This window comes from Tritonibacter multivorans (genome assembly GCF_001458415.1).
Taxonomy (GTDB): Bacteria; Pseudomonadota; Alphaproteobacteria; order Rhodobacterales; family Rhodobacteraceae; genus Epibacterium; species Epibacterium multivorans.
Genome location: NZ_CYSD01000037.1, coordinates 161,438 through 185,675, shown reverse-complemented (window position 1 = coordinate 185,675; position 24,238 = coordinate 161,438). Strand labels below are relative to the sequence as shown.

General features: G+C 60.0%; 26 protein-coding genes. 11 read left to right on the top strand and 15 right to left on the bottom strand.

Features of this window, described 5'->3' with window-relative positions:
• Positions 1-10: 10 nt before the first annotated feature.
• Positions 11-1,048, top strand: coding sequence for a tRNA epoxyqueuosine(34) reductase QueG (queG, locus tag TRM7557_RS11950; RefSeq protein ID WP_058290438.1), 1,038 nt, complete (start codon positions 11-13; stop codon positions 1,046-1,048).
• A gap of 72 nt (positions 1,049-1,120) precedes the next feature.
• Positions 1,121-3,124 carry a hydantoinase/oxoprolinase family protein gene (locus tag TRM7557_RS11945; protein WP_058290437.1) on the top strand — a complete coding sequence of 668 codons (2,004 nt, stop codon included), beginning with the start codon at positions 1,121-1,123 and terminating at the stop codon, positions 3,122-3,124.
• Between the two features lie 76 nt (positions 3,125-3,200).
• Here the strand turns inward: TRM7557_RS11945 and msrA are convergent, their stop codons facing one another.
• From msrA to ade, 5 genes are all read right to left on the bottom strand, one after another.
• Positions 3,201-3,710 (bottom strand): peptide-methionine (S)-S-oxide reductase MsrA, encoded by a 510-nt coding sequence (gene msrA, locus TRM7557_RS11940; RefSeq protein WP_058290436.1) that lies wholly within the window; start codon positions 3,708-3,710, stop codon positions 3,201-3,203.
• Positions 3,707-4,156, bottom strand: coding sequence for a peptide-methionine (R)-S-oxide reductase MsrB (msrB, locus tag TRM7557_RS11935; RefSeq protein ID WP_058290435.1), 450 nt, complete (start codon positions 4,154-4,156; stop codon positions 3,707-3,709). The genes msrA and msrB overlap by 4 nt, the downstream gene beginning before the upstream one ends.
• 134 nt (positions 4,157-4,290) lie before the next feature.
• Positions 4,291-4,584, bottom strand: a complete 294-nt coding sequence (locus TRM7557_RS11930) for an HU family DNA-binding protein (RefSeq protein WP_058290434.1) — start codon at positions 4,582-4,584, stop codon at positions 4,291-4,293.
• A 162-nt stretch (positions 4,585-4,746) separates the two neighbouring features.
• Positions 4,747-6,207 (bottom strand): AMP nucleosidase, encoded by a 1,461-nt coding sequence (locus tag TRM7557_RS11925; protein WP_058290433.1) that lies wholly within the window; start codon positions 6,205-6,207, stop codon positions 4,747-4,749.
• A complete protein-coding gene (gene ade / locus TRM7557_RS11920; protein ID WP_058290432.1) occupies positions 6,204-8,006 on the bottom strand; it encodes an adenine deaminase in 1,803 nt (600 codons plus the stop codon). The genes TRM7557_RS11925 and ade overlap by 4 nt, the downstream gene beginning before the upstream one ends.
• 88 nt (positions 8,007-8,094) lie before the next feature.
• On the opposite strand from ade, the gene arsC reads away from it, so the two are divergent.
• From arsC to TRM7557_RS11905, 3 genes are all read left to right on the top strand, one after another.
• On the top strand, positions 8,095-8,514 hold the full coding sequence (arsC, locus tag TRM7557_RS11915) for an arsenate reductase (glutaredoxin) (RefSeq protein ID WP_058290431.1): 420 nt from the start codon (positions 8,095-8,097) through the stop codon (positions 8,512-8,514).
• A 38-nt stretch (positions 8,515-8,552) separates the two neighbouring features.
• Entirely contained in the window at positions 8,553-8,831 is a 279-nt protein-coding gene (locus tag TRM7557_RS11910; RefSeq protein WP_058290430.1) for an Rdx family protein, read from the top strand.
• A gap of 99 nt (positions 8,832-8,930) precedes the next feature.
• A complete protein-coding gene (locus tag TRM7557_RS11905) occupies positions 8,931-9,812 on the top strand; it encodes an SDR family oxidoreductase (protein WP_058290721.1) in 882 nt (293 codons plus the stop codon).
• A gap of 20 nt (positions 9,813-9,832) precedes the next feature.
• Here the strand turns inward: TRM7557_RS11905 and dxs are convergent, their stop codons facing one another.
• From dxs to TRM7557_RS11875, 6 genes are read right to left on the bottom strand one after another with little or no spacing between them, the layout of a single operon-like run.
• Positions 9,833-11,761 carry a 1-deoxy-D-xylulose-5-phosphate synthase gene (dxs, locus tag TRM7557_RS11900; RefSeq protein WP_058290429.1) on the bottom strand — a complete coding sequence of 643 codons (1,929 nt, stop codon included), beginning with the start codon at positions 11,759-11,761 and terminating at the stop codon, positions 9,833-9,835.
• 27 nt (positions 11,762-11,788) lie between these two features.
• On the bottom strand, positions 11,789-12,676 hold the full coding sequence (locus TRM7557_RS11895) for a polyprenyl synthetase family protein (protein ID WP_058290428.1): 888 nt from the start codon (positions 12,674-12,676) through the stop codon (positions 11,789-11,791).
• A 6-nt stretch (positions 12,677-12,682) separates the two neighbouring features.
• The gene (locus TRM7557_RS11890) at positions 12,683-12,928 is read right to left on the bottom strand and encodes an exodeoxyribonuclease VII small subunit (RefSeq protein ID WP_058290427.1); all 246 of its coding nucleotides are present in this window, start codon (positions 12,926-12,928) and stop codon (positions 12,683-12,685) included.
• On the bottom strand, positions 12,925-13,851 hold the full coding sequence (locus tag TRM7557_RS11885) for a histone deacetylase family protein (protein ID WP_058290426.1): 927 nt from the start codon (positions 13,849-13,851) through the stop codon (positions 12,925-12,927). The genes TRM7557_RS11890 and TRM7557_RS11885 overlap by 4 nt, the downstream gene beginning before the upstream one ends.
• A 23-nt stretch (positions 13,852-13,874) precedes the next feature.
• Positions 13,875-14,576 (bottom strand): response regulator, encoded by a 702-nt coding sequence (locus TRM7557_RS11880; RefSeq protein ID WP_058290425.1) that lies wholly within the window; start codon positions 14,574-14,576, stop codon positions 13,875-13,877.
• Between the two features lie 22 nt (positions 14,577-14,598).
• On the bottom strand, positions 14,599-15,123 hold the full coding sequence (locus TRM7557_RS11875; protein ID WP_058290424.1) for a MarR family winged helix-turn-helix transcriptional regulator: 525 nt from the start codon (positions 15,121-15,123) through the stop codon (positions 14,599-14,601).
• 159 nt (positions 15,124-15,282) lie between these two features.
• Between TRM7557_RS11875 and TRM7557_RS11870 the strand changes: the two genes are divergently transcribed.
• Complete coding sequence (locus tag TRM7557_RS11870) at positions 15,283-16,149, top strand: branched-chain amino acid aminotransferase (protein WP_058290720.1); 867 nt, start codon at positions 15,283-15,285, stop codon at positions 16,147-16,149.
• A gap of 110 nt (positions 16,150-16,259) precedes the next feature.
• On the opposite strand, the gene TRM7557_RS11865 is transcribed toward TRM7557_RS11870, so the two are convergent.
• Positions 16,260-16,688 carry an organic hydroperoxide resistance protein gene (locus tag TRM7557_RS11865; protein ID WP_058290423.1) on the bottom strand — a complete coding sequence of 143 codons (429 nt, stop codon included), beginning with the start codon at positions 16,686-16,688 and terminating at the stop codon, positions 16,260-16,262.
• Positions 16,689-16,800: 112 nt separating this feature from the next.
• Between TRM7557_RS11865 and TRM7557_RS11860 the strand changes: the two genes are divergently transcribed.
• Positions 16,801-17,244, top strand: coding sequence for a MarR family winged helix-turn-helix transcriptional regulator (locus TRM7557_RS11860; protein ID WP_058290422.1), 444 nt, complete (start codon positions 16,801-16,803; stop codon positions 17,242-17,244).
• Here the strand turns inward: TRM7557_RS11860 and TRM7557_RS11855 are convergent, their stop codons facing one another.
• From TRM7557_RS11855 to TRM7557_RS11845, 3 genes are all read right to left on the bottom strand, one after another.
• Positions 17,245-18,198 (bottom strand): DMT family transporter, encoded by a 954-nt coding sequence (locus TRM7557_RS11855; protein ID WP_058290719.1) that lies wholly within the window; start codon positions 18,196-18,198, stop codon positions 17,245-17,247.
• 127 nt (positions 18,199-18,325) lie between these two features.
• The gene (gene aroC / locus TRM7557_RS11850) at positions 18,326-19,432 is read right to left on the bottom strand and encodes a chorismate synthase (protein ID WP_058290421.1); all 1,107 of its coding nucleotides are present in this window, start codon (positions 19,430-19,432) and stop codon (positions 18,326-18,328) included.
• Between the two features lie 131 nt (positions 19,433-19,563).
• A complete protein-coding gene (locus TRM7557_RS11845) occupies positions 19,564-20,322 on the bottom strand; it encodes a porin (protein WP_058290420.1) in 759 nt (252 codons plus the stop codon).
• Between the two features lie 331 nt (positions 20,323-20,653).
• Here TRM7557_RS11845 and TRM7557_RS11835 point away from each other — a divergent pair, with 331 nt between their 5' ends.
• The 4 genes from TRM7557_RS11835 (at position 20,654) to TRM7557_RS11820 (ending at position 24,237) form a co-directional block, all read left to right on the top strand.
• Positions 20,654-21,259 carry a glutathione S-transferase gene (locus TRM7557_RS11835; protein WP_058290418.1) on the top strand — a complete coding sequence of 202 codons (606 nt, stop codon included), beginning with the start codon at positions 20,654-20,656 and terminating at the stop codon, positions 21,257-21,259.
• Positions 21,260-21,525: 266 nt separating this feature from the next.
• Positions 21,526-22,086, top strand: a complete 561-nt coding sequence (petA, locus tag TRM7557_RS11830) for a ubiquinol-cytochrome c reductase iron-sulfur subunit (protein ID WP_058290417.1) — start codon at positions 21,526-21,528, stop codon at positions 22,084-22,086.
• A gap of 12 nt (positions 22,087-22,098) precedes the next feature.
• Entirely contained in the window at positions 22,099-23,427 is a 1,329-nt protein-coding gene (gene petB, locus TRM7557_RS11825) for a cytochrome b (RefSeq protein ID WP_058290416.1), read from the top strand.
• A gap of 15 nt (positions 23,428-23,442) precedes the next feature.
• A complete protein-coding gene (locus TRM7557_RS11820; protein WP_058290415.1) occupies positions 23,443-24,237 on the top strand; it encodes a cytochrome c1 in 795 nt (264 codons plus the stop codon).
• The last annotated feature ends 1 nt before the right edge of the window (position 24,238 follow it).

Sequence of the window (24,238 nt, the reverse complement as noted above, 5' to 3'; positions counted from 1 at the left end):
CTCATTGCCCATGTTAGAGCCTGAAGATCTGAAAGCGCGCCTTGTCAAACAGGCGCTGGCAGAGGGATTTGTGTCCGCTCGTATCTGTCGCCCTTGGGATGTGCCCGAGGTGCCTGACCGGCTGCGCGCTTACCTTGAGGCGGGATATCACGGCCAAATGGGCTGGATGGAAGAACGCGTGAACTGGCGCGAAAACCCGGCCGCCCTTTGGCCCGAGGCACGCTCCGTATTGATGCTGGCCGAAAGCTACACTCCGGATGAGAACCCGATGGATGTTGTGGGGCTGCCAGATCGCGCGGCGATTTCGGTCTATGCGCGGGGCAAGGACTACCACGATCTGGTCAAGAAACGCCTGAAGCGTCTGGCCCGCTGGCTGATTGCCGAGGCGGAGGGCGAAGTGAAAGTTTTCGTTGATACTGCGCCGGTTCCAGAAAAGGCCTTGGGGCAGGCGGCAGGTCTGGGCTGGCAAGGGAAACATAGCAATCTGGTCAGCCGGGATTGGGGCAACTGGGCCTTTTTAGGCTCTGTTTTCACCACTTTGGAGCTGCCTGCGGACACGGCTGAGCCGGATCGCTGTGGGTCGTGTCGGTCTTGTTTGACGGCCTGTCCGACAGATGCCTTCCCCGCCCCCTATCAGGTCGATGCGCGGCGTTGCATTTCCTATCTGACGATTGAACACAAAGGCCCGATTGATCTGGAACTGCGCGCAAAGCTTGGCAATCGGATCTATGGGTGTGACGACTGTCTGGCGGCGTGCCCCTGGAACAAGTTTGCCGTGGCCTCGTCCGATATTCGCTACGCCGCGCGCGATGGCTTGATCGCGCCGCCTCTGGCTGAACTTGCCGCGCTGGATGATGCAGGTTTTCGCGAAAAATTCTCGGGCTCGCCGATCAAGCGGATTGGGCGCGACCGGTTTGTGCGCAATGTGCTTTATGCCATTGGGAACTCGGCGCAGGCAGATTTGCGCCCCGTGGCGCAAGCCCTGTGTGACGACCCGGACCCAACCGTGGCTGAGGCAGCGCAATGGGCCGCGCAGCGGCTGGCATGACGCAAATAGGGTAGACCTGTCCAAAATAGCCGCTAAATCCGTGGGACGCGAAATTTCGGGGGAGAGAGGCATATGGCGCTATTGCTGGGCGTAGATACGGGCGGAACCTACACAGACGCAGCACTGATCCGCGATGATCAGGTGATCGCCTCTGCAAAATCGCTCACCACGCGTCAGGATCTGGCCATTGGTGTGGGGGGCGCTGTACGGGCGGTTCTGGCCGAAGCTGATGTCAACGCAACTGAGGTGTCTATGGCAGCCCTGTCGACGACGCTGGCCACCAATGCGCTGGTCGAAGGGCAGGGGGGGCGTGTCGCACTGATCTATGTCGGGTTTGCGGCTGAGGATCTGGAGCGTCATGGGCTTGCCGAAGCGCTCAAGGGCGACCCGGCACTGATCTTGTCCGGCGGTCACAGCCATGCGGGAACAGAGGCAGCCCCCTTGGATCGCGACGCCCTTTTGGCCTTTTTAGAGACCGAATCCGCGGGCGTCAGCGGCTTTGCAGTGGCGTCTTTGTTTGCGACCCGCAATCCAGCCCATGAACAGGAAGTTGCGCGGATCATCACCGAACGCACAGGCGCGCCCGTGACCTGTTCGCACGAGCTGTCGTCCAAACTGAATGGTCCGAAACGCGCGGTGACCGCGGTTCTGAACGCGCGGCTGATTGGGATGATCGACCGTCTGATCAACCGCGCGGCGGACACATTAGCTGCGCTTGGCGTCGAGGCACCAATGATGGTGGTGCGCGGGGATGGCGCGTTGATGTCGGCCGAACAGGCCCGTGAACGCCCGATCGAGACAATCCTGTCAGGCCCTGCTGCCTCCATCGTGGGCGCACGCTGGATGACAGGCGCGGAAAACGCGCTGGTCAGCGATATTGGTGGCACCACCACCGACGTTGCGCTGATCCGGGATGGCTTGCCTCAAATCGATCCGGCGGGGGCTGAAGTTGGCGGTTTCCGCACCATGGTCGAAGCTGTCGCCATGCGCACCACGGGGCTTGGCGGCGATAGCCAGGTGCATCTGAATGCCTCGGGCCTTGAGGGGGGCATTACACTGGGCCCGCGCCGGGTACTGCCGGTTTCGCTGGTGGCTCATGAGGCGCCTGAAATTGTGCATGCTGCGCTGGATGTACAGCTGCGGTCTGTGACGCCCGGTGAATACGACGGGCGATTTGTGCGCGCGGTCCTTGGAATGCCGTCGGTGGGGTTGCCCGAACGCGATGCAGCTGTGCTGGCGCGGATTGGAACCGGCCTGCGTCCTTTGGGAGAGGTGCTGAAAACTCGCCTGGAGCAAAGCAGCCTGAAACGCCTGATCGAGCGGGGCTTGGTGCAGGTTGCGGGGGTAACGCCGTCGGATGCGAGCCATGTGCTGGGGCGGGTGGCAGCCTGGGATCGGGAGGCTGCGGAAAAAGCCTTGCAGCTGTTCGCGCGTCGCCGCATTGGCACTGGCAATCCGCTGGCCTCAGGGCCAGAGGAGATGGCACAGATGATTGTAGATCAGCTGACCGAACAAACGGCTTTGGCTTTGTTAGAGACTGCTTTTGCCGAAGAAGCGGAGCATTTTCCACTGCCGCCATCCGAGCTCGCGCGGCATGTCCTGACCCAACGTGGGTTTGCAGGCCATGACGGCATTCTGTCATTCAAAGCAGGCCTCAACGTGGATGTGCTCGGCCTGGGTGCGTCTGCCGCGTGCTATTACCCGGCGGTCGGAGAACGGCTGAACGCCAATATGGTTTTGCCCACTCACGGCGGTGTGGCCAATGCGATTGGTGCGGTGGTGGGGCAGATTACCCAAAGACGCAGCGGCGCGGTGACCTCTCCGTCTGAAGGCAAGTATCGAGTGCATCTGGACGAAGGTCCGCAGGACTTTGCCGACAGTGCGGAAGCGCTTCGTTGTCTTGAAGAGCGCCTGACCGTTGAGGCGCGGGCCGCTGCCGAAGCGGCAGGGGCCGCTGATATCAACCTGCATATTGCCCGCGATATTCGCACCGCGCAGGTTGAGGCGCGCGACGTCTTTGTGGAAGCCACGTTGACGGTCACAGCCAGCGGGCGCCCTCGGGTCGCACACAATTGAAAAACCGCCTGTTATTGGACAACAGGCGGTGCCTCCGGCGGGAGTATTTGGGGCCAAAAGAAACCCAAAGGCGCGTTTAGCTGCGTTTGGGGAGAACCCAGTCGGGCCGCGGGAAATGGCAGGTGTAGCCATTGGGCAGGCGCTGCAAATAGTCCTGATGCTCCGCCTCAGCTTCCCAGAAATCGCCCACCGGTTCGACCTCGGTGACCACCGCGCCGGGCCAGAGGCCGGAGGCTTCGACATCGGCAATGGTGTCGAGCGCACATTCTTTTTGGGCGTCATCCACGAAATAGATAGCGGAGCGATAGCTGGCGCCGATGTCATTGCCTTGCCGATTCAAGGTGGTCGGGTCGTGGATCTGGAAGAAGAATTCGAGGATCTCCCGGTAGGTGGTTTTTTCCGGATCATAAAGGATCTCGATCCCTTCGGCATGGGTGCCGTGATCGCGGTAGGTGGCATTGGGCACATCACCGCCGGTGTAGCCAACACGCGTGGCCAGGACACCGGGTTGCGTGCGGATCAGTTCCTGCATGCCCCAGAAGCAGCCACCAGCAAGAACGGCGCGGTCGGGTCGGGATGCGGTCATTGGCCTGTCTCCACTTGTTTGATGTAGTCACCGTAGCCTTCTGCCTCCATGTCGGCCAGCGCGATAAAGCGCAGGGAAGCAGAGTTGATGCAGTAGCGTAGCCCCCCCCGATCCAGCGGGCCATCCGGGAAAACATGCCCCAGATGGCTGTCACCATGGGTGGAGCGGACCTCTGTGCGGATCATCCCGTGGGTGCGGTCTTCGATTTCCTGGATGTGCAGCGGTTCGATTGGCTTGGTGAAACTGGGCCATCCGCAACCCGACTCGTATTTGTCGCCAGAGGCGAACAGCGGTTCGCCCGACACAATGTCCACGTAGATGCCAACGGCCTTGTTGTTCAGCAGCGGGCCTGTGCCCGGGCGTTCGGTGCCGGATTCCTGGGTGACGTAGAATTCTTCTGGCGACAGGGCGGCCAGGGCCTCTGGGGTCTTTTTGTAGCGGGTCACCTTGATCTCCCTCTGTGGTCGTTTGGCTCTAACATGGGGGCGGGTGCGGAAAAATCAAACGTTCGCGTGAGGCGCAAAGAAAAAGGCCGCCCCCAAAGGGACGGCCCTGTTCCGGAAATCCGGAGGCGTGCCGATTAGGCTTCGCCGTTGACGCTGTCTTTCAGCGCTTTGGCGATGGTCATTTTGACGACCTTGTCGGCCTCTTTCATGAACTTCTCGCCGGTCGCCGGGTTGCGCACTTCGCGCTCGGGGCGCTCGCGGCAGTAGATTTTGCCAACGCCGGGAAGGGTCACGGCACCGCCGCCGGACACTTCACGGGTGATCAGGTTGCAAACGGCGTCCAGCGCTGCGCCTGCGGTTTTCTTGTCGCTGTCCATTTCCTCGGCCAGTGCTGCCACAAGCTGGGTTTTGGTCATCGGTTTGGACATTTCAATCTCCTTAGTACTGCCCGGCTTCTTGGGGCCTCTGGTCGCAACATTAGCGTTATGTTGTATGACAACACAACGCGTTGCGGTTCGGATCAAGCCCGCAATAGGCGGTTTTTCGTGGAAAACCCCTTATTTTGCGGCGTTTTCGCCACTTTTGGACCCTTATAGGAAGGCCGTTTCGTCGAAAGACCGCAATTTCCGGCTGTGAAGACGCTCGACCGGCATCTCGCGGAGGCGCTCCATGGCCTTGATCCCGATCTGCAAATGCCGTGCAACTTGGGTGCGATAGAAGTCCGAGGCCATGCCAGGAAGCTTCAATTCGCCATGCAGGGGTTTGTCCGACACACACAGAAGCGTGCCATAGGGAACCCGGAAGCGATATCCATTCGCGGCAATGGTGGCGCTTTCCATATCCAGCGCAACCGCGCGGGACTGGCTGAGGTGCTGCACCGGGGCAGAGCGCAGTTCCCAGTTGCGGTTGTCATGCGTCGCCACGGTGCCGGTGCGCATGATCCGCTTGAGGTCATAGCCCGACAGGCCGGTTTCCTCGGCCACCGCTTCTTCGAGCGCGACCTGAATTTCTGCCAGCGCCGGGATCGGGACCCAGACAGGCAGGTCGTCGTCCAGCACATGGTCTTCGCGCAGGTAGGCGTGGGCCAGAACAAAATCCCCCAGCGCCTGGCTGTTGCGCAGACCTGCGCAGTGACCAACCATCAGCCAAGCATGTGGACGCAGAACCGCGATGTGGTCGGTGGCGGTTTTGGCGTTTGACGGGCCAACCCCAATGTTCACCAATGTGATGCCACTGCCGTCGGCACGCTTGAGGTGGTAGGTCGGCATCTGCGGCATCTTTGTTGCCGCCGGAATTTCCGCCTCGGCATCGGTGATCTCGATGTTGCCGGTCGATACAAAGCTTGTGTAGCCAGAATTTGGATCTGCCAGCATCGCGCGCGCGTAGGCTTCGAATTCGGTCACGTAGAACTGGTAGTTGGTGAACAACACATGGTTCTGAAAATGATCCGGGTCGGTCGCGGTATAGTGCGACAGGCGGGCCAGCGAATAATCGATACGCTGTGCCGTAAACAGCGCCAAGGGACCTTCGCCGTTTTGCGATTCATGGACACCATTGACGATGTCGTCATTGGTGGTGGTCAGATCCGGCACGTCAAAGACATCGCGCAGCGGGAAGCGTGCGGCCCCTTCCTGCGGCACGGTCAGACCGGGGCGCGAGGCGACGGCGAAATGCACGGGCATTGGGGTGTCGGACAGGCCAATTTCCACCGGCTGACCGTGGTTTTTCATCAGCAGTGCGATCTGATCGGTCAGATAGTTTTTGAACAGATCGGGGCGGCTGATCGTGGTGGAATAGGTGCCGGGCTCTGCCACGTGACCATAGCTGAGACGGCTATCAACGTGGGCATAGGTGTTCGTGGAGAACCGGATTTCCGGATAGAAAGCGCGAATGCGCATTGCCGGTGCTTCGCCTTCGCCCATGGCGGACAAAAAGGCGTCGCACAGGAAGTTGGTCGCACCATTGTAGAGTTCGATCAGGCGCGCAACGGCGGCTTTGGCGTCGGTGAACACTTCGGCCTGCGGCAGGTCTGGGGTTTGAATATCACTCATGAAAGCGGCTCTATGACTGGGATTTTCTGGAAAGTACGCACGTCGACAAGGCCAAGGTCCGAGATCCGCAGTTCCGGGATCACCACCAGCGCCAGAAGCGAGTGCTGCATATATGCGTTGTTGAGAGTGCAGCCGCAGGTTTCCATGGCGTCGACCATGTGTTGCGCCTTGGCGGCGACCTCGGTTGCGGGGCTGTCGGACATCAGGCCTGCAATCGGCAATTCGACCAGCGCCAGTTCTTCGCCGTCGCGGAAGATGGTGATGCCGCCGCCGACCTCGGCCAGTCGGTTTGCGGCCAGCGCCATCTGTTCGCGGCAGGTGCCGACGACGATCATGTGATGGCTGTCATGGGCCACGGTCGACGCCATGGCCATTTTGCCGGTGTAGCCAAAGCCCGACACAAAGGCATTGGTCACTCCGCCAGTGGCGCGATGACGTTCCACCAGGGCGATCTGGCAAACCGCGCCTTCGGCTTCGACCAGCCCATCCCGCACCGGCAGCTCGGCTTTCAGCGCTTTGGTCGGGGCCTGGTTTTCCACCACGCCGATGACATTGGCCGAAACCGCATTGGCCCCAGCGGGGGCTTCGATCTCAAAATCTTTGCCAGTCATCGCATGGCCCAGATGGACGGTGCCACGGGCGCTGTCGGGCCAGTCCAAATGCGGGCAGTCCACTTTGATGGCGCCCTCTTCGGCGACAATCTGACCCCGCGCGATTACAACTTCGATCGGCAGTTCGGTCAGATCCGAGGTCAGGATCACATCGGCGCGACGCCCCGGCGTGATGGAGCCCAGCTCGCGTTCAAGGCCAAAATGCGTTGCTGTGTTGATCGTTGCCATCTGCAAGGCCACAACCGGGTCGCAACCGCAGGCAATCGCATGGCGGACCACGCGGTTCATATGGCCGTCATTGACCAGCGTGCCCGAATGGCAGTCATCGGTGCACAGGATAAAGTTGCGCGGGTCGAGCCCCTTTTCCGTCACGGCGGTAATCTGTGTTTCCACATCATACCAGGCCGAACCAAGCCGCATCATCGACCGCATGCCCTGACGCACGCGGGCAATGGCATCCGCCTCGCAGGTGCCTTCGTGGTCATCCGCAGGGCCACCGGCCACATAGGCTGCGAAATCGGGCCCCAAATCAGGTGAGGCATAGTGCCCGCCGACGGTTTTGCCCGCACGTTGAGTCGCGGCGATTTCAGCCAGCATTTTGGGGTCGGCATTTGCCACGCCGGGGAAATTCATCATCTCGCCCAAGCCAATAATGCCGGGCCAGTCCATGGCTTCGACGACGTCTTCGGCGGTAATCTCGTAGCCGGTGGTCTCAAGACCCGGAGCAGACGGCGCGCAGGACGGCATCTGGGTGTAAACATTGACAGGCTGCAAAAGCGCCTCGTCGTGCATCAGGCGTACACCTTCCAGACCCAGCACATTGGCGATTTCGTGCGGGTCAGTGAACATGGTGGTGGTGCCATGGGGGATGACGGCGCGGGCAAATTCCGCAGGCGTCAGCATGCCCGACTCAATATGCATATGGCCGTCACACAGGCCGGGGATCATGAAACGCCTCTTGGCGTCGATCACCTGCGTGTCGGGTCCGGTGCAATAGCTGGCGTCGGGGCCCACATAAGCAATGCGGCCTGCCTTGATCGCGATGTCATGGTTTTCAAGGATCTCACGGGTGTGAACATTTACCCATTTGCCGCCCTTGATGACGGTATCTGCGGGCGCGCGGCCTGCAGCGACTTCAATTAATTGGGGGGCGACGTCGGGCCAACTGGGGAAAGTCTTGTCTGTCATGGCCTACTTTTGATGATTGCCGAGGCGAGTGCAAGTGCTCTAGTTCGTCATCATAACAGCGTCATGAAGAAGGACTATTTGTCTGATCATGAAAATAGCTATTCATCACAATCCCGCCTGCGGCACGTCGCGCAATGTGCTGCAGATCATCCGCGACGCCGGTTACGAGCCTGACGTCATCGATTATCTGGACACCGGCTGGACCCGGCCGCAGCTGCTGGCGCTGTTTGCCGCCGCCGACCTGACCCCGCGTACCGCTTTGCGCACATCCAAATCACCCGCAGAAGAGCTGGGCCTGCTGGACGAGTCGGTCTCGGATGAGGAGATTCTTGCGCAGATGCTGGTGCATCCGGTTCTGGTGAACCGGCCGATCGTGGCCTGCAAAAACGGTGTGCGCCTGTGCCGCCCGTCCGAGGATGTCTTGGACCTGCTGGAAACCTGGCCCAAAGGCCCCTGGGCTAAGGAAGACGGTGGTCTGGTGATCGACGCCGATGGGAAACGCGTGTAATCCTCCTTGTTAGAGAAGCATTTCTAAGGAGCGCCCCCATGGCAAAGCCAGTTGTTACCATCACCTATTGCATCGGCTGCAACTGGATGTTGCGCGCGTCCTGGATGGCGCAGGAGATCCTGTCGACCTTTCAGGAGCAGCTGGGCGGTGTGACCCTTGTGCCCGGCGAGATCGGCGGCACCTTTGAGGTGACCGTCGATGGAGCCGTCCTGTGGGAACGCAAGCGCGATGGGGGCTTTCCCGACGCCAAAGAGCTGAAGGCGCGGCTGCGCGATGTGATCTCTCCTGAACAGGATCTCGGTCATATCGACCGCTGAGGCATGGCTGCGTAAAATTCTGGCGTCTTTCGACCTCGGCCCTCTTTGGGGTTCGGCACAGGTCTTGCATCTGGCATTTTTGCGCCGCATCTATCGGATATGACAAAAGACGCCCCTAAAACTCTTCTTTGCCTTGGGTACGGATACAGTGCTCGTGAATTCGCCACACGCCTGCAGGCGCAGGGGTGGCGGGTGATCGGCACCTCGCGAGAACCGTTCGAGGCGGAGGGCGTCGAGGCCTATCAGTGGCCGGGGCAGGAGCTGCCTTTGGACGGGGTGACCCATATTCTGCATTCCATTTCACCGACAGAGAGCGGGGATCCGGTGTTCCAAGCGCTTGGTGCGCAGATCGCAGCGCTGCCCGGCCTTGAGTGGTTCGGCTATTTGTCGACCACGGCGGTTTACGGCGATCATGACGGCGCCTGGGTGGATGAAACCACGCCCGTGACACCGTCCAGTCGCCGCGGAGACTGGCGGGCCGCAGCAGAGGCATCGTGGCAGTCAGTGCCTGATTTGCCGCTGCAGATTTTTCGCCTTGCCGGGATCTATGGCCCGGGTCGTGGCCCCTTTGCCAAGCTGATGTCCGGCAAGGCGCGGCGGATTGTGAAGCCGGGACAGGTGTTTTCGCGCATTCATGTGGAAGACATCGCAACCGTGCTGGAGGCATCCGTCGCGCGGCCCAATCCCGGTGCGATTTATAACGTCTGCGATGACTACCCCGCGCCGCCACAGGATGTGCTGGGCCATGCCGCTGAACTGCTGGGCCTGCCGGTGCCTGCGGAAGTGCCCTTTGATGAGGCCGGCATGACCCCCATGGCGCGCAGTTTCTATGGCGAGAACAAACGCGTGCGCAATGACCGCATCAAGGACGAGCTGGGTGTGAACCTGCGTTATCCGGAGTATCGCAGCGGCCTGCAGGCGGTGCTGGAGGCCGAGGATCTGGCGAGCTTTGTGCCCCCAGCCGCGCCGCCGGGGGTGTGATGCCCTTTATTAGGGCCTAATCAGGCGCGTTTTTCGCCGATTTGCGCCACACCTAGCACCTCGAGCACTTTGGCTTCGATCTGCGGTGCGTTCATCGCAGCGACTTCGTACATATCCGCGGGGCTCGCCTGATCGATAAACGTATCGGGCAGCACCATGGAGCGGTACTTGAGGCCGCTGTCAAAGACGCCTTCATCCGCCAAGAGCTGCGCGACGTGGGATCCGAAACCGCCTACAGCGCCTTCCTCGATGGTGATGAGCGCTTCGTGATTGGCGGCCAGATCTAGGATCATATCGCGGTCCAGCGGTTTGGCAAAACGGGCGTCGGCAATGGTCGGGGTGATGCCCTTCGCGGCCAGGGCTTCGGCGGCTTTGCGCACTTCGCCCAGACGGGTGCCAAAGGACAAAAGCGCGACGCGGGCGCCGGTCTGGATCATGCGGCCTTTGCCGATTTCAAGAATTTCCGGCACTTCGGGCATGTCGACACCTTCGCCTTCGCCACGCGGATAACGGAAGGCAATGGGGCCGTCGTCATAGGCGGCGGCGGTGGCGGTCATATGGGCCAGCTCTGCCTCATCGGCGGCGGCCATGACCACCATGCCGGGCAGGTTGGCCATATAGGCCACATCGAAAGAGCCTGCATGGGTCGCCCCATCGGCGCCCACCAGACCTGCGCGGTCAATGGCAAAGCGCACGGGCAGGCGCTGGATCGCCACGTCATGGACAACCTGATCGTAGCCACGCTGCAGGAAGGTGGAATACATCGCGCAGAAGGGCTTCATCCCGCCTGCGGCGAGTGCGGCCGCAAAGGTCACGCCGTGCTGTTCGGCAATGCCGACGTCAAAGGTGCGCGAGGGGTAGCGTTCGGCCATGAGGTTCAGGCCGGTGCCATCGGGCATGGCCGCCGTCACAGCGCAGATTTTTGAATCTGTTGCCGCAAGATCCACCAGCGTCTTCCCAAAGACTGAGGTATAGGAGGGCGCGTTGGACGGTGCCTTTTTCTGTTCGCCGGTGACCATGTCGAACTTGGCCGTGGCGTGGCCTTTGTCGCGGGCGGCTTCTGCCGGGGCGTAGCCTTTGCCCTTTTTTGTCAGCACATGGATCAGCACAGGCCCCGTGGCGCGTGCTTTTACCGTGCGCAGAACCGGCAGCAGCTGGTCCATGTCGTGGCCATCAATCGGGCCAAGGTAGGAAAAGCCAAGGCTTTCAAACAGGGTGCCGCCAACGGCCATGCCCTTCAGCATGTCTTTGGCGCGTTTCGCCCCTTCGCGGAAGGGTTCCGGCAGCATTGACGCCATGCCTTTTGCGGCGGCTTTCAGATCCTGGAAGGGTTCTTCGGCATAAAGGCGGGACAGATAAGACGACAGCGCGCCCACCGGCGGGGCGATGGACATTTCATTGTCGTTCAAGATCACGATCATCCGCTTGCCCAGATGGCCTGCGTTGTTCATTGCCTCGAACGCCATGCCAGCCGACATGGAGCCATCGCCGATCACAGCAATCGCGTCCCCCAGACCTTCGTCCACCACGCCGCCCAGATCGCGCGCGACGGAAAATCCAAGCGCAGCTGAGATTGAGGTAGAGCTATGCGCCGCGCCAAAGGGGTCAAACGGGCTCTCCGAACGTTTGGTGAACCCGGACAGCCCGTCTTTCATGCGCAGGGTGCGGATACGGTCGCGGCGTCCAGTCAGGATTTTATGCGGGTAGCACTGGTGCGACACATCCCAGATGACTTTGTCCTTTGGGGTGTCAAAAATCGCATGCAAGGCCACCGTCAACTCAACCACACCAAGGCCCGCGCCAAGGTGGCCACCGGTCACGGATACAGCGGAAATGGTTTCTTGGCGCAGTTCCTGCGCGACCTGTTCCAGCTGGGCATCGGACAGACGTTTCAGATCCGCCGGAGAGGCGATCTGGTCCAAAAGCGGGGTATGGGGCCGATCCGACATTGTGTGCGGGCTCCTGCTGGCGTTTTATCAGTTGTCGCGCGAGATAACGAAGCGCGCGGCCTGCTTCAAGGTTTCAGCGTCATCACCGTAGGGCGCAAGTGCGTCGCACGCCTGATCACAAAGGGCTTCGGCCTGTGCTTTGGCCTGATCGAGGCCCAGAAGCGAAACAAAGGTGGCTTTGCCGGCGTCGGCATCTTTGCGCAGGGCTTTGCCAACTTTGACGGCGTCGCCTTCTACATCCAAGATGTCATCGGCGATCTGAAAGGCAAGACCAAGCGCGCGGGCATAGGCGCGCAGGGCGTCTGGGCTGTCGCCTGCCTGTAGCGCACCAGCAATCGCAGACCATTCGAACAAGCAACCGGTCTTGCGTTCCTGCAACGTGGTGATCTGGTCCAGCGTCAGCGGCATGTCAGCGCTTTCTGCTGCAATATCCAGCATCTGACCGGATACCATGCCGTCCTTGCCTGCCGCCTGCGCGAGGGTTGCAACCAGCGTGATGGCATGGGGGCCGACCTCAGGACGTGCGAGCAGTTCAAACGCAACCGTTTGCAGGCTGTCCCCTGCCAGCACGGCGGTGGCCTCGTCCCACTTGCGGTGAATCGTCGGCTGGCCACGGCGCAGGTCGTCATCATCCATGCAAGGCAGATCGTCATGCACCAGGGAATAGGCATGCACGCATTCAATCGCCAATGCAGCGTCCAAGGCGGCGGCCTCGGCCACGCCATGCAGACGCGCGCTTTCCAGCACCAAGAAACCACGCAGCATTTTGCCACCAACAATTGCATAACGCATGGCGGCGTGCAGACGATCCTCGCCCCCGAGGCGCAGCTCGGCATGGGCGGTGATTTTGGCTTGAGCAGATTTCAGTGCGGCAGCAAACTGCGCCGTGTCTGTAACCGTGTCTGTACCGGGCATTTTAGGTCAGCCTGCGTCCAGAGGTTGCGTCCCAATGGCGGCGCCACTGCCGTCGAGCTTGATTGCGGCAACCTTTTCTTCGGCGCGCTTCAGCTCGTCCTCGCAGCGCTTTTTCAGCAGCGCGCCGCGTTCGTACAGGGCAATAGAGGCATCCAGCGCCACATCGCCACGCTCCAGCTGGTCCACGACGGTTTCCAGCTCGCGCATGGCCTGTTCAAAGCTCATTTGTTCGACGGGTGTTTCGGTGGTCATGTCGCAGCCTTTATCAGTTCTTCCACATGGGCGCGGGTTGCCCGTGCCAGCGCGTTCAGATCATATCCGCCCTCCAAAGTCGAGACGATACGTCCATCACAGAGCTCTTGGGCAAGAGTGCACAGCTCGCCTGTCAGCCACCGGAAATCTTCGGTCTGCCAGTTCAGTTGTGCCAGCGGGTCATCGGCGTGGGCGTCGAACCCGGCAGAGATAATCAGCAGTTCGGGTTTGAAGGCGCGCAGGCGTGGAAAGACCTCGTCCACATAGGTCTGACGCATGGCAAGACCGGTGCTGCCCGGGTCAAGCGGCAGGTTCAGAACATTGTCAAACGCCCCGTCTTCGCTGCGCCGCCCGGTGCCCGGCCAAAGCGGCATTTGTTGCGATGTAATCAGCAGGGCGCGCTTTTCGTCCCACAACAGGTCCTGGGTGCCATTGCCATGGTGCACATCGAAATCCACGACGGCCACGCGCGAAAGCCCATGATGATCCAGCGCGTGTTTTGCTGCCAGCGCCGCATTGCCGAAGAGGCAGAACCCCATCGAGACATCGGTTTCTGCATGGTGGCCCGGCGGGCGGGTGGCGCAGAACGCGTTTTGCGCACCACCGGTTAGAACCAGATCAACCGCGCGCACCGCAGCGCCTGCTGCGCGAAAGGCCGCATCGAGCGAGCCGGGCGACAGATGGGTGTCAGAATCGATTTGCACGATGCCCTGATCGGGCAAGTCAGCGCGCAGTTGTTCAATATAGCCCGCGGGGTGGATCCGCAGCAGATCATCTTCAGCCGCCATGGGCGCGGTGACGCGTTTCAGATCCAGATCTTCAAGCGCGTGCAGAACGTGTTCCAGCCGCGCGACACGCTCGGGATGGCCCTCTGGCGTGATGTGGGTCAGGCAATCGGCATGGGTCAAAAGCGCGGTGGTCATGGGAATGTCCTGTCGGAGAAAGGTCAGTCGGGGGCCAGCATATAGCCCGCGCCGCGCACGGTTTGCAGGTAAAGCGGCTGTTTCGGGTTCGGTTCGATCTTACGGCGCAGTCGCGTGATCTGAACGTCCACGGCACGTTCCTGCGCCTGGCCGCGATCCCGGCCCAGATCTTCGACCAGCTTGCTGCGGCTGACCGGCTCATGCGGCTGCGCCGAAAAGATCCGCATCAGCTGGCTTTCGGTCGAGGTCAGACGGATCAGGTCCTCGCCCTGCCACATCTCACCGCGTTCTATGTCATAGCGGATGTCGCCCAGCTGCAGGATTTTGGGCGTCACCTCGCTGATGTCCGCTTCGGGCATCCGGCGCAGGATGGCATTGATCCTCAAAAGCAGCTCTTTGGGTTCAAAAGGCTTCGGCAGGTAATCATCGGCGCCGGCCTCAAGGCCCATAATCCTGTCCTCGGTCTCTCCGCGGGCGGTCAGCAACAGGATCGGGGTGGTCATGTCTTCGCGCAGGGACCGTGTCAGGCTCAGCCCATCTTCGCCGGGCATCATCACGTCCAGCACGATCAGATCAAAATCGAGGCCGGACAGAATGCGCCGCGCATGCGCGGCATCGCGTGCCGATGTCACCAGAAACCCGGCCCGCACCAGGAATTTCTTCAACAGATCACGAATGCGTTCGTCGTCATCAACGATCAGCAGGTGGGCGTCGCAGGTGCTCATGGTCCAATCAGTCCCTCGGGGCTCAGGAAGCGCTATCGCGTAGTTTTTTGTACGCGCGATACATGTCTTGGTCCATCATAGCTTCGAGAACTTTTTTGAATCCTTGCACCGCGTCGGGCCCTGCTTCCTTGTAAGCGCCCCGCATCCGGGCGCGTTGGGCGTCAGAAAGGCGGGCTTCCAGCTCTTCGCCGCGCGGCGTTAGGGTCAGGTTGCGTTCGCGTTTGTCCAGCGTGCCCACGCGGCTTTCCACCAGGCCATCTTCGACTAAAGCGCGCAGAACCCGGTTCAGGGACTGTTTTGACACCCCCAGAATGCCCAGCAGATTGTTGACCGTGGTGCCCGGCGCGCGCGCAATGAAGTGCAGCGCCCGGTGGTGGGCACGCCCATAAGCCAGTTCGGACAGGATCCGGTCCGGGTCAGCGGTAAAGCCGCGATAAGCAAAGAACATGGCTTCAATGCCTTGGCGCAGCTGTTCATCTGTCAGAAACAGCAGGCTTTCGCTGCCAAAACCAGTGCCGAAGCCAGGTCCGTTTCGCCCGTCAGACATTGTGCCTCTCCTATGTGTTTTGCAGGGCATTTTATGTCAGCCTTGTTGACATTCCAAGGCCCAAGATGTATCGAGTCGCGACTTTGACGCAATGAAATGACTCGTTTATTGGTGTTTGCGCAACAACCGGAAAATGCGGGTCGGCAAGGGAGCTTTAAAATGGCTGCATATGATGATCGCGACGGCGTGATCTGGATGGACGGAGAACTGGTGAACTGGCGCGACGCCAAGGTTCACGTCCTGACCCACGCGATGCACTACGCCTCTTCCGTGTTTGAAGGCGAACGTGCCTACAATGGCAAGATCTTCAAAAGCCGCGAACATTCCGAACGCCTGATCGCGTCTGCCGAGGCGCTGGATATGCCGATGCCTTATACGGTCGACGAGATAGAGGCGGCGAAAGAAGAAACCCTGAAAGCCTCTGGCCTGCAGGACGCCTATGTCCGTGCGGTTGTCTGGCGTGGGTCCGGCGACGACATGGGTGTCGCATCCGCGAAAAATCCGGTCCGTATGGCCATCGCCATCTGGGGCTGGGGCGCCTATTACGGCGACGCCAAGATGAAGGGCGCAAAGCTCGACATCGCCGAATACAAACGCCCGAGCCCGGAAACCATTCCGGTCCATGCCAAGGCGGCGGGTCTTTACATGATCTGCACCATCTCCAAACACAAAGCCGAAGCCAAGGGCTGCTCGGATGCGCTGTTCCTGGACTGGCGCGGCTATGTGGCCGAAGCCACCGGCGCGAACATCTTCTTTGTGAAAGACGGAGAGGTGCACACCCCGCTGGCAGATTGCTTCCTCAATGGCATCACCCGCCAGACCGTGATCCAGATGCTGAAAGACCAAGGCATCACCGTGCACGAACGCCGCATCCAGCCCGAAGAAATGGAAGGCTTTGAACAGTGCTGGCTGACCGGCACCGCAGCTGAGGTCACCCCGGTTGGCGAAATTGGCCCTTATACGTTTGAGGTTGGCGACCTGACCCGCCAGATCGCCGAAGACTACGAGGCGCTGGTGCGCAGCTAAGCGCTCTGAAATCTCTGGAACTAAAAAAAGCGCGGACCGATTGGCCCGCGCTTTTCTTTTGGCCAAAAATACTCCGGAGCGCGAGGCAGCGCCTCGCTCCCCTGTGGCAATCAGGCGATTTCGGTGGTGACGTCCACATTGCCGCGGACAGAGTTGGAGTAGGGGCAGATCTTATGGGCTTCCTCGGTGAGGCGCGCGGCTTCGGCGGCGTCGACACCCGGCAGCGAGACCTTCAAGTGAACCGTCAGGCCAAAACCGCCGGCATCATGCGGGCCGATGCCCACTGCTGTTTCAACTTCCACGTCCGCCGGAACCTTCGGCAGGGAGGAATCTTGGGAGGCCACAAACTGCATCGCGCCAATGTAGCAGGCAGAGTAGCCAGCCGCGAAAAGCTGCTCGGGGTTATAGCCTTTGCCATTGCCGCCCATTTCAGTGGGCACGGCCAGATCCAGCGCCAGATCGGTGCCAGCCACTTTGGCTTTGCCGTCGCGGCCGCCGGTTGCGGAACCATGGGCGGTGTAAACTGGAGATACGGACATTTGGGTTTCCTTTCGTATCGAGTGCGATTAGATCGTGTGCGATTTAATATGAGATTCGAGTGACTGAGTCAATGTGCTTGCGACTAAATCGTGCGCGTCCTAAAATCTGGCCATGACTTTGAAGATGACCCTCGACGACCAGCTGTGCTTCTCCATCTATTCCGCCAGTCACGCGATCGCGCGGATGTATCGCCCGTTGTTGGACCCGATGGGGCTTACGTATCCGCAGTACTTGGTGCTGTTGGCATTGTGGGAGCGGGACGGCCGCCGCGTGCGCGAGTTGGGCGCGGACCTGCTGCTGGACAGCAATACATTGACACCGCTTCTGAAACGCATGCAGGCCGCAGATCTGGTGGCGCGCACGCGCAACCCGGAAGACGAACGTTCGGTTCTGGTGTCACTGACAGAGAAGGGCCACGCGCTCAGGGCGCAGGCCGAGGACATGGCGCCTTGCGTGGCCAAGGCCATGGGGGACGACATGGAAGAGCTCGCAGAGCTGCGCGATCGTCTACACCGGCTGCGCGCGCGGCTGGACGGGGCGGATCAGCCCGCTTGATCAGCCCCCTTTGGGGTCCATCAGCCGTTTGGCTTTGCCACGTACAACGCCCAGACGGCGTTCGCGCCAGATCACGATCGCATTCGCCGCAATAACCAGCGCCGCCCCGGCGAGCATGACCAGCGTCGGCAGCTCGGCAAACCAGATATAGCCGATCACAATGGCAAACAGCATCGAGGCATAGTCATAAGGCGCGAGCAGCGAAGCTGGGGCAAAGCGGTAGGACGATGTCACCAGAATCTGCGCCACCCCGCCGATCAGCCCGGCGCCGACCAAAAGCCCCAGCACAAACGGCGAAGGCATGACCCAGCCAAAGGGTGCCGTCAGCAACGCCAGGGCCGATGCGGTGAGCGAGAAATAGAACACGATGGCCGCAGTCTCTTCGACCTGCACCATCTTGCGCAGATGGATCTGCACAAAGCCCCGCGCGGCCGAGGCCCCGAGAATGCACAGCGCGCCAATAAAGGCGGTGTCCTGCAATGATGCGCCCAGCCGTGGAGACAGCATAATCAGCACACCCAGCAGCCCCACGGCCACAGCGCTGATCCGGATCAGGCGAATGCGTTCGCCCAACATGAGTGCTGCAAGGATCAAGGTGAAAATGGGCGTGACATAGCTAAGCGCTGTGGCTTCTGGCAGGGGCAGCATCCCAAGGCCCAAGAAGTTCAGCCCCATGGCCGTTGTGCCAACAAGACCCCGCCAGACGTGCATCAGGGGTTGTTTGGTCCGCAGGCCGCGGGGCAAATCTCCGCGCAGAGCCAGCCAGATCAAGATCACCGGCAACGCCGCGAAAGAACGGAAAAACACGGCTTCCCCTGTGGGCACCGATTGCACGGCCTCTTTGATCATACCCGACATAATGGTGAACAAACCTATGGCCACCACTTTCAGCAGGATCCCAAGCTCGGGTCTATGTGCTGTCAAAGAAGGGGACTGTGCGCTGGTTTTGTTCATGGCGCGACCCTGCGCCTTCCCTTTGGGCAAGGCAATGGGCGCGGGTTTGATTGGTACATTATTCGCGAAAGCCAAACGTAAAGACCCGGCCGCATTGAGCCGGGTCTTTCTATAGGTTTAGGCTCTGTTACTGGCCAATGTGGCCCTGATTTTCGCCAATCTGGCCACGGTGCAGCAGCAGATGGTCCAGAATTACACAGGCCATCATCGCCTCGGCCACAGGAACCGCACGGATGCCGACGCAGGGGTCGTGACGGCCTTTGGTGATGACCTCAGCCGCAGAGCCATCTTTGCGGATCGACGCACGCGGGGTGAGGATCGAGGAGGTTGGTTTCACCGCAAAACGCACCACCACATCCTGACCCGTGGAAATCCCACCAAGGATGCCGCCCGCGTGGTTGGAGGAATAAACCGGCTGACCGTCTTCGCCGAGGAAGATTTCGTCCGCGTTCTCAGATCCTTTGAGGGTTGCAGCATTCATGCCTTCGCCAATTTCAACGGCTTTGACCGCGTTGATGGACATCATGGCGGCGGCCAGATCTGTGTCGAGCTTGCCATAGATCGGCGCGCCAATGCCAGCGGGCACGCCTTTGGCAACAACTTCGATCACTGCGCCGACGGATTCGTGGTCCTTGCGCAGGCCTTGCAGGTAGTCTTCCCAGTCCTGCACAGCGCCTGCATCGGGGATCCAGAAGTCGTTCTGGTCAATTGCGTCCCAGTCGAACCTGGACCGGTCGATTTCCATCGCGCCCATCTGGGTCATATAGCCTTTGATCTCTAGGCCCGGCACCAGCGCCTTGATCGCTTCGCGGGCCACGCCACCTGCCGCCACACGGGCCGCCGTTTCACGCGCCGAAGAGCGCCCGCCGCCGCGATAGTCGCGGTTGCCGTATTTCTGGAAATAGGTGATGTCGGCGTGACCGGGGCGGAAGGTCTGCGCAATCTCGCCATAATCCCGGCTGCGTTGATCGGTGTTTTCGATCATCAGCTGAATCGGCGTGCCGGTGGATTTGCCTTCGAACACACCCGACAGGATTTTCACCGCATCGGGTTCATTGCGCTGGGTGGTGTTTTTGTTCTGGCCCGGACGGCGTTTGTCCAGCCAGACCTGCAGCATCTCGGGGGTCACGTCCACATTCGGAGGGCAGCCATCCACGGTTGCGCCAAGCGCGGGCCCGTGGCTTTCGCCCCAGGTGGTGACGCGGAAGAGGTGGCCAAAGCTGTTCATCGACATATGCGCGGGTCTCCTTTTGCAGCGCTTTCCATAAAGAAAAAAACCACGAGGCGGAAGAGACCTGCGCAAACAAGATGGCGGGACATGTTCCCATGCCCCGCCATTGTTGTTTGAAGACGTTGAGCCCGTCCTTACAATTCGCCCAACAGAGTCGAAACGGTGTTCAGGTAAGTGGAGTGCTTGTGGAAACGGCGGCTGCCTTTCTTCACGCCCTTGCCACCGAGGGGAATCGTTGCTGTGAGAGCAAATTGAGTGACGCCTTCGCCTTCGATATCAACGCGGCCAAGTGTGGCGTTCAGGTAGATTGGCAAACCAGCGGTATCGGACATGTCATAGCCTGCAGACAGGCCGAAGTTGTCAATATCGATGGAGTTGACTTCTTCATGCAGCAAGAAAGCACCGAGATCGATGGACTGAGAGATTTCATAAACGAATTCTGCACCCATGACGGTCGAATCTAGATCGAGATCACTGGAGTCGCCCTTGCCGAAGAATGCGGACAGGGTCGCGCTTTCAAGCGTGTATGCGCCTTCAACACCGAAGTGGTTTGTTGTCAGGGACTCGTTCCCGGCGTCAAGGTTTGTGCGATCAAAGAATGCGCCAACACGCACATTCGGAGAGACATCATAACCAGCACCGAGGCTGAAAACGGTCATATCGATGTCGACGTCCTGATACTCAGTACCAGTGTAGTTCAGGCCGCCGTTAAGGTGAAAGCCGTTGCCAAGGTCTGCGTCAATTGCGCCGCCGCCAAAGAAGTTGTCGGCGGTCTCGCCGTCATCAGAAAGGCTCTGATAGCCCAGTGTCAGTTCGCCGGAAAAGGTTTCGGATGCCAGCACGGGTGTCGTCAGCGACATGATCGCTGCGGCGGCAGTAATTGCGTTTTTCATTATTGTTTCCAGATAAGTAGGTGTTGTTTGGACGCTAATCTCGCTCTTGCTCCTGCGTTGCAAGGTCAGGAAAACAATACCGTGAAAATTGTTCTATAGCCCCTGGACGCGTTTCTTTGTGGGCGGACAAAAAACGTCTGAAAGCAGCGGGCTGTTCATGGCCAAAGGCGATGCTTTCGCGTCAATCCGCCACAATTTGCGTCTTGAACCCAAAAAATTGGATGACGCAGCGCCTTTGTCCGAGCAGAGTGTAATCCGACAGGCCGACCGGTAAGCTGAGGCGGGTAGGTCGTTGTTTCGCCACCAAGCGACAAGCCAGGGGAGGGCCGTCGTGAAGCTGTATCATTCTCCAACCTCGCCTTTTGTGCGCAAGGTGATGCTTGTTCTGCATGAAACCAACCAATTGGATACGGTTGAGATCCTGAACGTTTCCACTACCGTCATTGCACCGGACACTGCGCTGGCAGCCGCAAACCCACTGAAGAAAATTCCGGCGCTGGAGCGCGACAGTGGCCCCACGCTCTATGACAGTCGGGTGATCTGCGAATACCTGGACGATCGGGCGGGTGCGGGTCTCTATGCGGGGGGATGGGATATGAAAGTGCTCGAGGCGACCGCAGAAGGGTTGATGGATTCGGCTGTATCGATGGCCTACGAGCGAAACCTGCGCCCCGCCGAGAAACAATGGGAGGCTTGGGTGGCAGGTCATCAGGGCAAGGTTCTCTCGGCCTGTTCCGCGGTCGAATCGCGCTGGATGCCAATGCTCAACGGTCCGTTGAACATTGGACAGATCGCAATGGGTGCGGCGCTGTCCTATCTGGATTTCCGTCATGGGAAATGCGGATGGCGTAACGGGAACCCCGCGTTGACAGCGTGGTTCGAGGCGTTTTCCGAACGTCCGTCGATGGTCGCGACCGCGCTTCCCCAGCCGGATTGACCCGCGCCGAGATTTTTTCGCGCGAAGCTTTAGTCTGAATTAAGACAGCTGCGCCACAACGATTGGAGACTGCCCCAAACGACCACCGGCTTTCTAAGTAAGCAAGCCACTGTAATGCAAACAACACGCCCAACACCTGCGCCGCTTTGTCCGATAGACTGGACGGTTCTGCGTCGCTAGACACGCGGCATAGGCAGCTGCGTCCCCTGAACGCGGCCCCAGCCGCATGTTTGCCCACGAAGGGCGTCAAAATTGGAGAAAACCTCGTGTCCCACGAAGATGAGAACGAAGGCACCCGGAGAGATTTCCTCTACTATGCCACGGCAGGCGCCGGCGCGGTGACGGCCGGTGCCGCAGTTTGGCCGCTTGTGAACCAAATGAACCCCTCTGCAGATGTGCAGGCGCTGTCCTCGATTTTCGTGGATGTGTCGGGTGTTGAGGTTGGCACGCAGATCTCTGTGATGTTCCTGGGTAAACCGGTGTTTATTCGCCGCCGGTCCGCCGAAGAAATCGCTGAAGCGCGCGCCGTTGATTTGGGCGAGCTGATTGACGCCGGTTCCGAGAACGCAAACAAACCGGGCACCGATGCCTCGGATGAAAACCGCACGCTGGACGAAGCTGGCGAATGGCTGGTGATGATGGGTGTCTGTACCCACCTCGGCTGTGTTCCGCTGGGGGACGGCGCGGGCGAATTCAACGGCTGGTTCTGCCCCTGCCACGGGTCGCACTACGACACCGCAGGGCGTATTCGCAAAGGTCCGGCACCGCTGAACCTTCCTGTTCCGGTGGCCGAGTTCACCGACGCTACCACCATCAAGCTGGGATAAGGAGGCGCATACATGTCTGGTATTCCGCACGACCATTACGAGCCGAAGACGGGCGCAGAAAAGTGGCTGCACAGCCGTCTGCCCATCGTCGGTCTGATCTATGACACCATCATGATCCCCACCCCCAAGAACCTGAACTGGTGGTGGATCTGGGGTATTGTTCTGGCGTTCTGCCTTGCGCTGCAGATCGTGACCGGCATTGTGCTGGTGATGCATTACACACCGCATGTGGATCTGGCCTTTGCTTCTGTTGAGCACATCATGCGCAACGTGAACGGCGGCTTCTTTATCCGCTATCTGCACATGAACGGCGCCTCGCTGTTCTTTGTCGCGGTCTACATCCACATCTTCCGGGGTCTGTTCTACGGCTCTTACAAAGCGCCGCGCGAAATCACGTGGATTGTCGGCATGCTGATCTATCTGTTGATGATGGGCACCGCCTTTATGGGCTATGTGCTGCCCTGGGGTCAGATGTCCTTCTGGGGTGCAACCGTGATCACCGGCCTGTTTGGTGCGATCCCCTTCATTGGTGAACCGATCCAGACCTGGCTCTTGGGCGGGCCGGCCGTTGGCAATGCCACGCTGAACCGTTTCTTCTCGCTGCACTATCTTCTGCCGTTCGTCATTGCCGCGCTGGTGATCGTCCACATCTGGGCGTTCCACACGACCGGCAACAACAACCCGACCGGTGTGGATGTGCGCAAAGGCTCCAAAGAAGAAGCAGAGAAAGACACGCTGCCCTTCTGGCCCTACTTCGTCATCAAAGACTTTGTGGGTCTGGCCGTTGTGCTGACCATCTTCTGGGCGGTTGTGGGCTTCATGCCGAACTACCTGGGCCATCCGGACAACTACATCGAGGCCAACCCGCTGGTGACGCCTGCGCACATCGTGCCCGAATGGTACTTCCTGCCGTTCTACGCGATCCTGCGTGCCTTTACGTCGGAAGTCTGGGTCGTGCAGTTTGCCTCCTTCATCACCGGTGGCATCATTGACGCAAAGTTCTTTGGTGTTCTGGCGATGTTTGGCGCGATTGCGGTGATGGCGCTGGCGCCCTGGCTGGACACCTCGCGCGTTCGCTCCGGTGCTTACCGCCCAATGTTCAAATGGTGGTTCCTGCTGCTGGTCGTCGACTTCTTCGCCCTGATGTGGCTGGGTGCGATGCCTGCGGAAGAACCCTATGCGTCCTTCTCGCTGATCGCCTCTGCCTATTGGTTCGCCTACTTCCTGGTGATCCTGCCGCTTCTGGGTGTGATCGAGAAACCGGATGAGCTGCCAGCAACCATCGAAGACGACTTCAATGCCCACTACGGCAAGAAGTCCGATGCGACGCCCGCCGAATAAGAGAGGACAGTGACCATGTTCAAGAAACTTGCAACCGGTGCTGCCTTTGCTTTGGCCCTGATCCCTGCTGCGTCTTTTGCGGCAGGGGGGGGCGACCAGCACATCGAAGACTTCGACTTTTCGTTCGAAGGCCCCTTCGGCGCCTATGATCAGAACCAGCTGCAGCGCGGTCTGCAGATCTATACCGAGGTCTGCTCTGCCTGCCACGGGATGAAACTGGTGCCCCTGCGGACCCTGGGCGATCCCGGCGGTGTTGGCCTGCCTGACGATCAGGTGCGCGCTTATGCGGCGGATACATTCACTGTGTATGATCCGGAACTGGATGATGATCGCCCGGCCAAGCCGACCGACCACTTCCCCGGCAGCGCACTTGAAAACGCACCTGACCTGAGCCTGATGGCGAAGGCCCGTGCTGGTTTCCACGGCCCCTATGGTCTTGGCATCAATCAGCTGGTCAAAGGCATGGGCGGCGCAGAGTACATTGCTTCGCTGCTGACCGGTTACACCGGTGAAGAGAAAGAAGAAGCTGGCACTACCTACTACGAGAACACCGCGTTCCCGGGGGGGTGGATCGCCATGGCGCCGCCGCTGTCTGACGAACAGGTGGAATTCATCGACGGCCATGCCAACGATGTGCACCACATGTCCGAAGACGTCTCTGCCTTCCTGATGTGGGCGGCCGAGCCGAAGATGATGGCGCGCAAGCAGGCTGGCTTTGCCGGCGTGATCTTTCTCGCGATCCTGTCGGTGCTGCTGTATCTGACCAACAAGCGTCTTTGGGCCCCGCACAAGGGCAAGAAGGCGTCCTGAG

Bases quoted from the DNA above. Each gene is read 5' to 3' on its own strand.
- queG (WP_058290438.1), top strand. From the start codon at position 11: ATGTTAGAGCCTGAAGATCTGAAAGCGCGCCTTGTCAAACAGGCGCTG.
- TRM7557_RS11945 (WP_058290437.1), top strand. From the start codon at position 1,121: ATGGCGCTATTGCTGGGCGTAGATACGGGCGGAACCTACACAGACGCA.
- msrA (WP_058290436.1), bottom strand. From the start codon at position 3,710: ATGACCGCATCCCGACCCGACCGCGCCGTTCTTGCTGGTGGCTGCTTC.
- TRM7557_RS11930 (WP_058290434.1), bottom strand. From the start codon at position 4,584: ATGTCCAAACCGATGACCAAAACCCAGCTTGTGGCAGCACTGGCCGAG.
- TRM7557_RS11925 (WP_058290433.1), bottom strand. From the start codon at position 6,207: ATGAGTGATATTCAAACCCCAGACCTGCCGCAGGCCGAAGTGTTCACC.
- ade (WP_058290432.1), bottom strand. From the start codon at position 8,006: ATGACAGACAAGACTTTCCCCAGTTGGCCCGACGTCGCCCCCCAATTA.
- arsC (WP_058290431.1), top strand. From the start codon at position 8,095: ATGAAAATAGCTATTCATCACAATCCCGCCTGCGGCACGTCGCGCAAT.
- TRM7557_RS11910 (WP_058290430.1), top strand. From the start codon at position 8,553: ATGGCAAAGCCAGTTGTTACCATCACCTATTGCATCGGCTGCAACTGG.
- TRM7557_RS11905 (WP_058290721.1), top strand. From the start codon at position 8,931: ATGACAAAAGACGCCCCTAAAACTCTTCTTTGCCTTGGGTACGGATAC.
- dxs (WP_058290429.1), bottom strand. From the start codon at position 11,761: ATGTCGGATCGGCCCCATACCCCGCTTTTGGACCAGATCGCCTCTCCG.
- TRM7557_RS11895 (WP_058290428.1), bottom strand. From the start codon at position 12,676: ATGCCCGGTACAGACACGGTTACAGACACGGCGCAGTTTGCTGCCGCA.
- TRM7557_RS11890 (WP_058290427.1), bottom strand. From the start codon at position 12,928: ATGACCACCGAAACACCCGTCGAACAAATGAGCTTTGAACAGGCCATG.
- TRM7557_RS11885 (WP_058290426.1), bottom strand. From the start codon at position 13,851: ATGACCACCGCGCTTTTGACCCATGCCGATTGCCTGACCCACATCACG.
- TRM7557_RS11880 (WP_058290425.1), bottom strand. From the start codon at position 14,576: ATGAGCACCTGCGACGCCCACCTGCTGATCGTTGATGACGACGAACGC.
- TRM7557_RS11875 (WP_058290424.1), bottom strand. From the start codon at position 15,123: ATGTCTGACGGGCGAAACGGACCTGGCTTCGGCACTGGTTTTGGCAGC.
- TRM7557_RS11870 (WP_058290720.1), top strand. From the start codon at position 15,283: ATGGCTGCATATGATGATCGCGACGGCGTGATCTGGATGGACGGAGAA.
- TRM7557_RS11865 (WP_058290423.1), bottom strand. From the start codon at position 16,688: ATGTCCGTATCTCCAGTTTACACCGCCCATGGTTCCGCAACCGGCGGC.
- TRM7557_RS11860 (WP_058290422.1), top strand. From the start codon at position 16,801: ATGACTTTGAAGATGACCCTCGACGACCAGCTGTGCTTCTCCATCTAT.
- TRM7557_RS11855 (WP_058290719.1), bottom strand. From the start codon at position 18,198: ATGAACAAAACCAGCGCACAGTCCCCTTCTTTGACAGCACATAGACCC.
- aroC (WP_058290421.1), bottom strand. From the start codon at position 19,432: ATGTCGATGAACAGCTTTGGCCACCTCTTCCGCGTCACCACCTGGGGC.
- TRM7557_RS11845 (WP_058290420.1), bottom strand. From the start codon at position 20,322: ATGAAAAACGCAATTACTGCCGCCGCAGCGATCATGTCGCTGACGACA.
- petB (WP_058290416.1), top strand. From the start codon at position 22,099: ATGTCTGGTATTCCGCACGACCATTACGAGCCGAAGACGGGCGCAGAA.
- TRM7557_RS11820 (WP_058290415.1), top strand. From the start codon at position 23,443: ATGTTCAAGAAACTTGCAACCGGTGCTGCCTTTGCTTTGGCCCTGATC.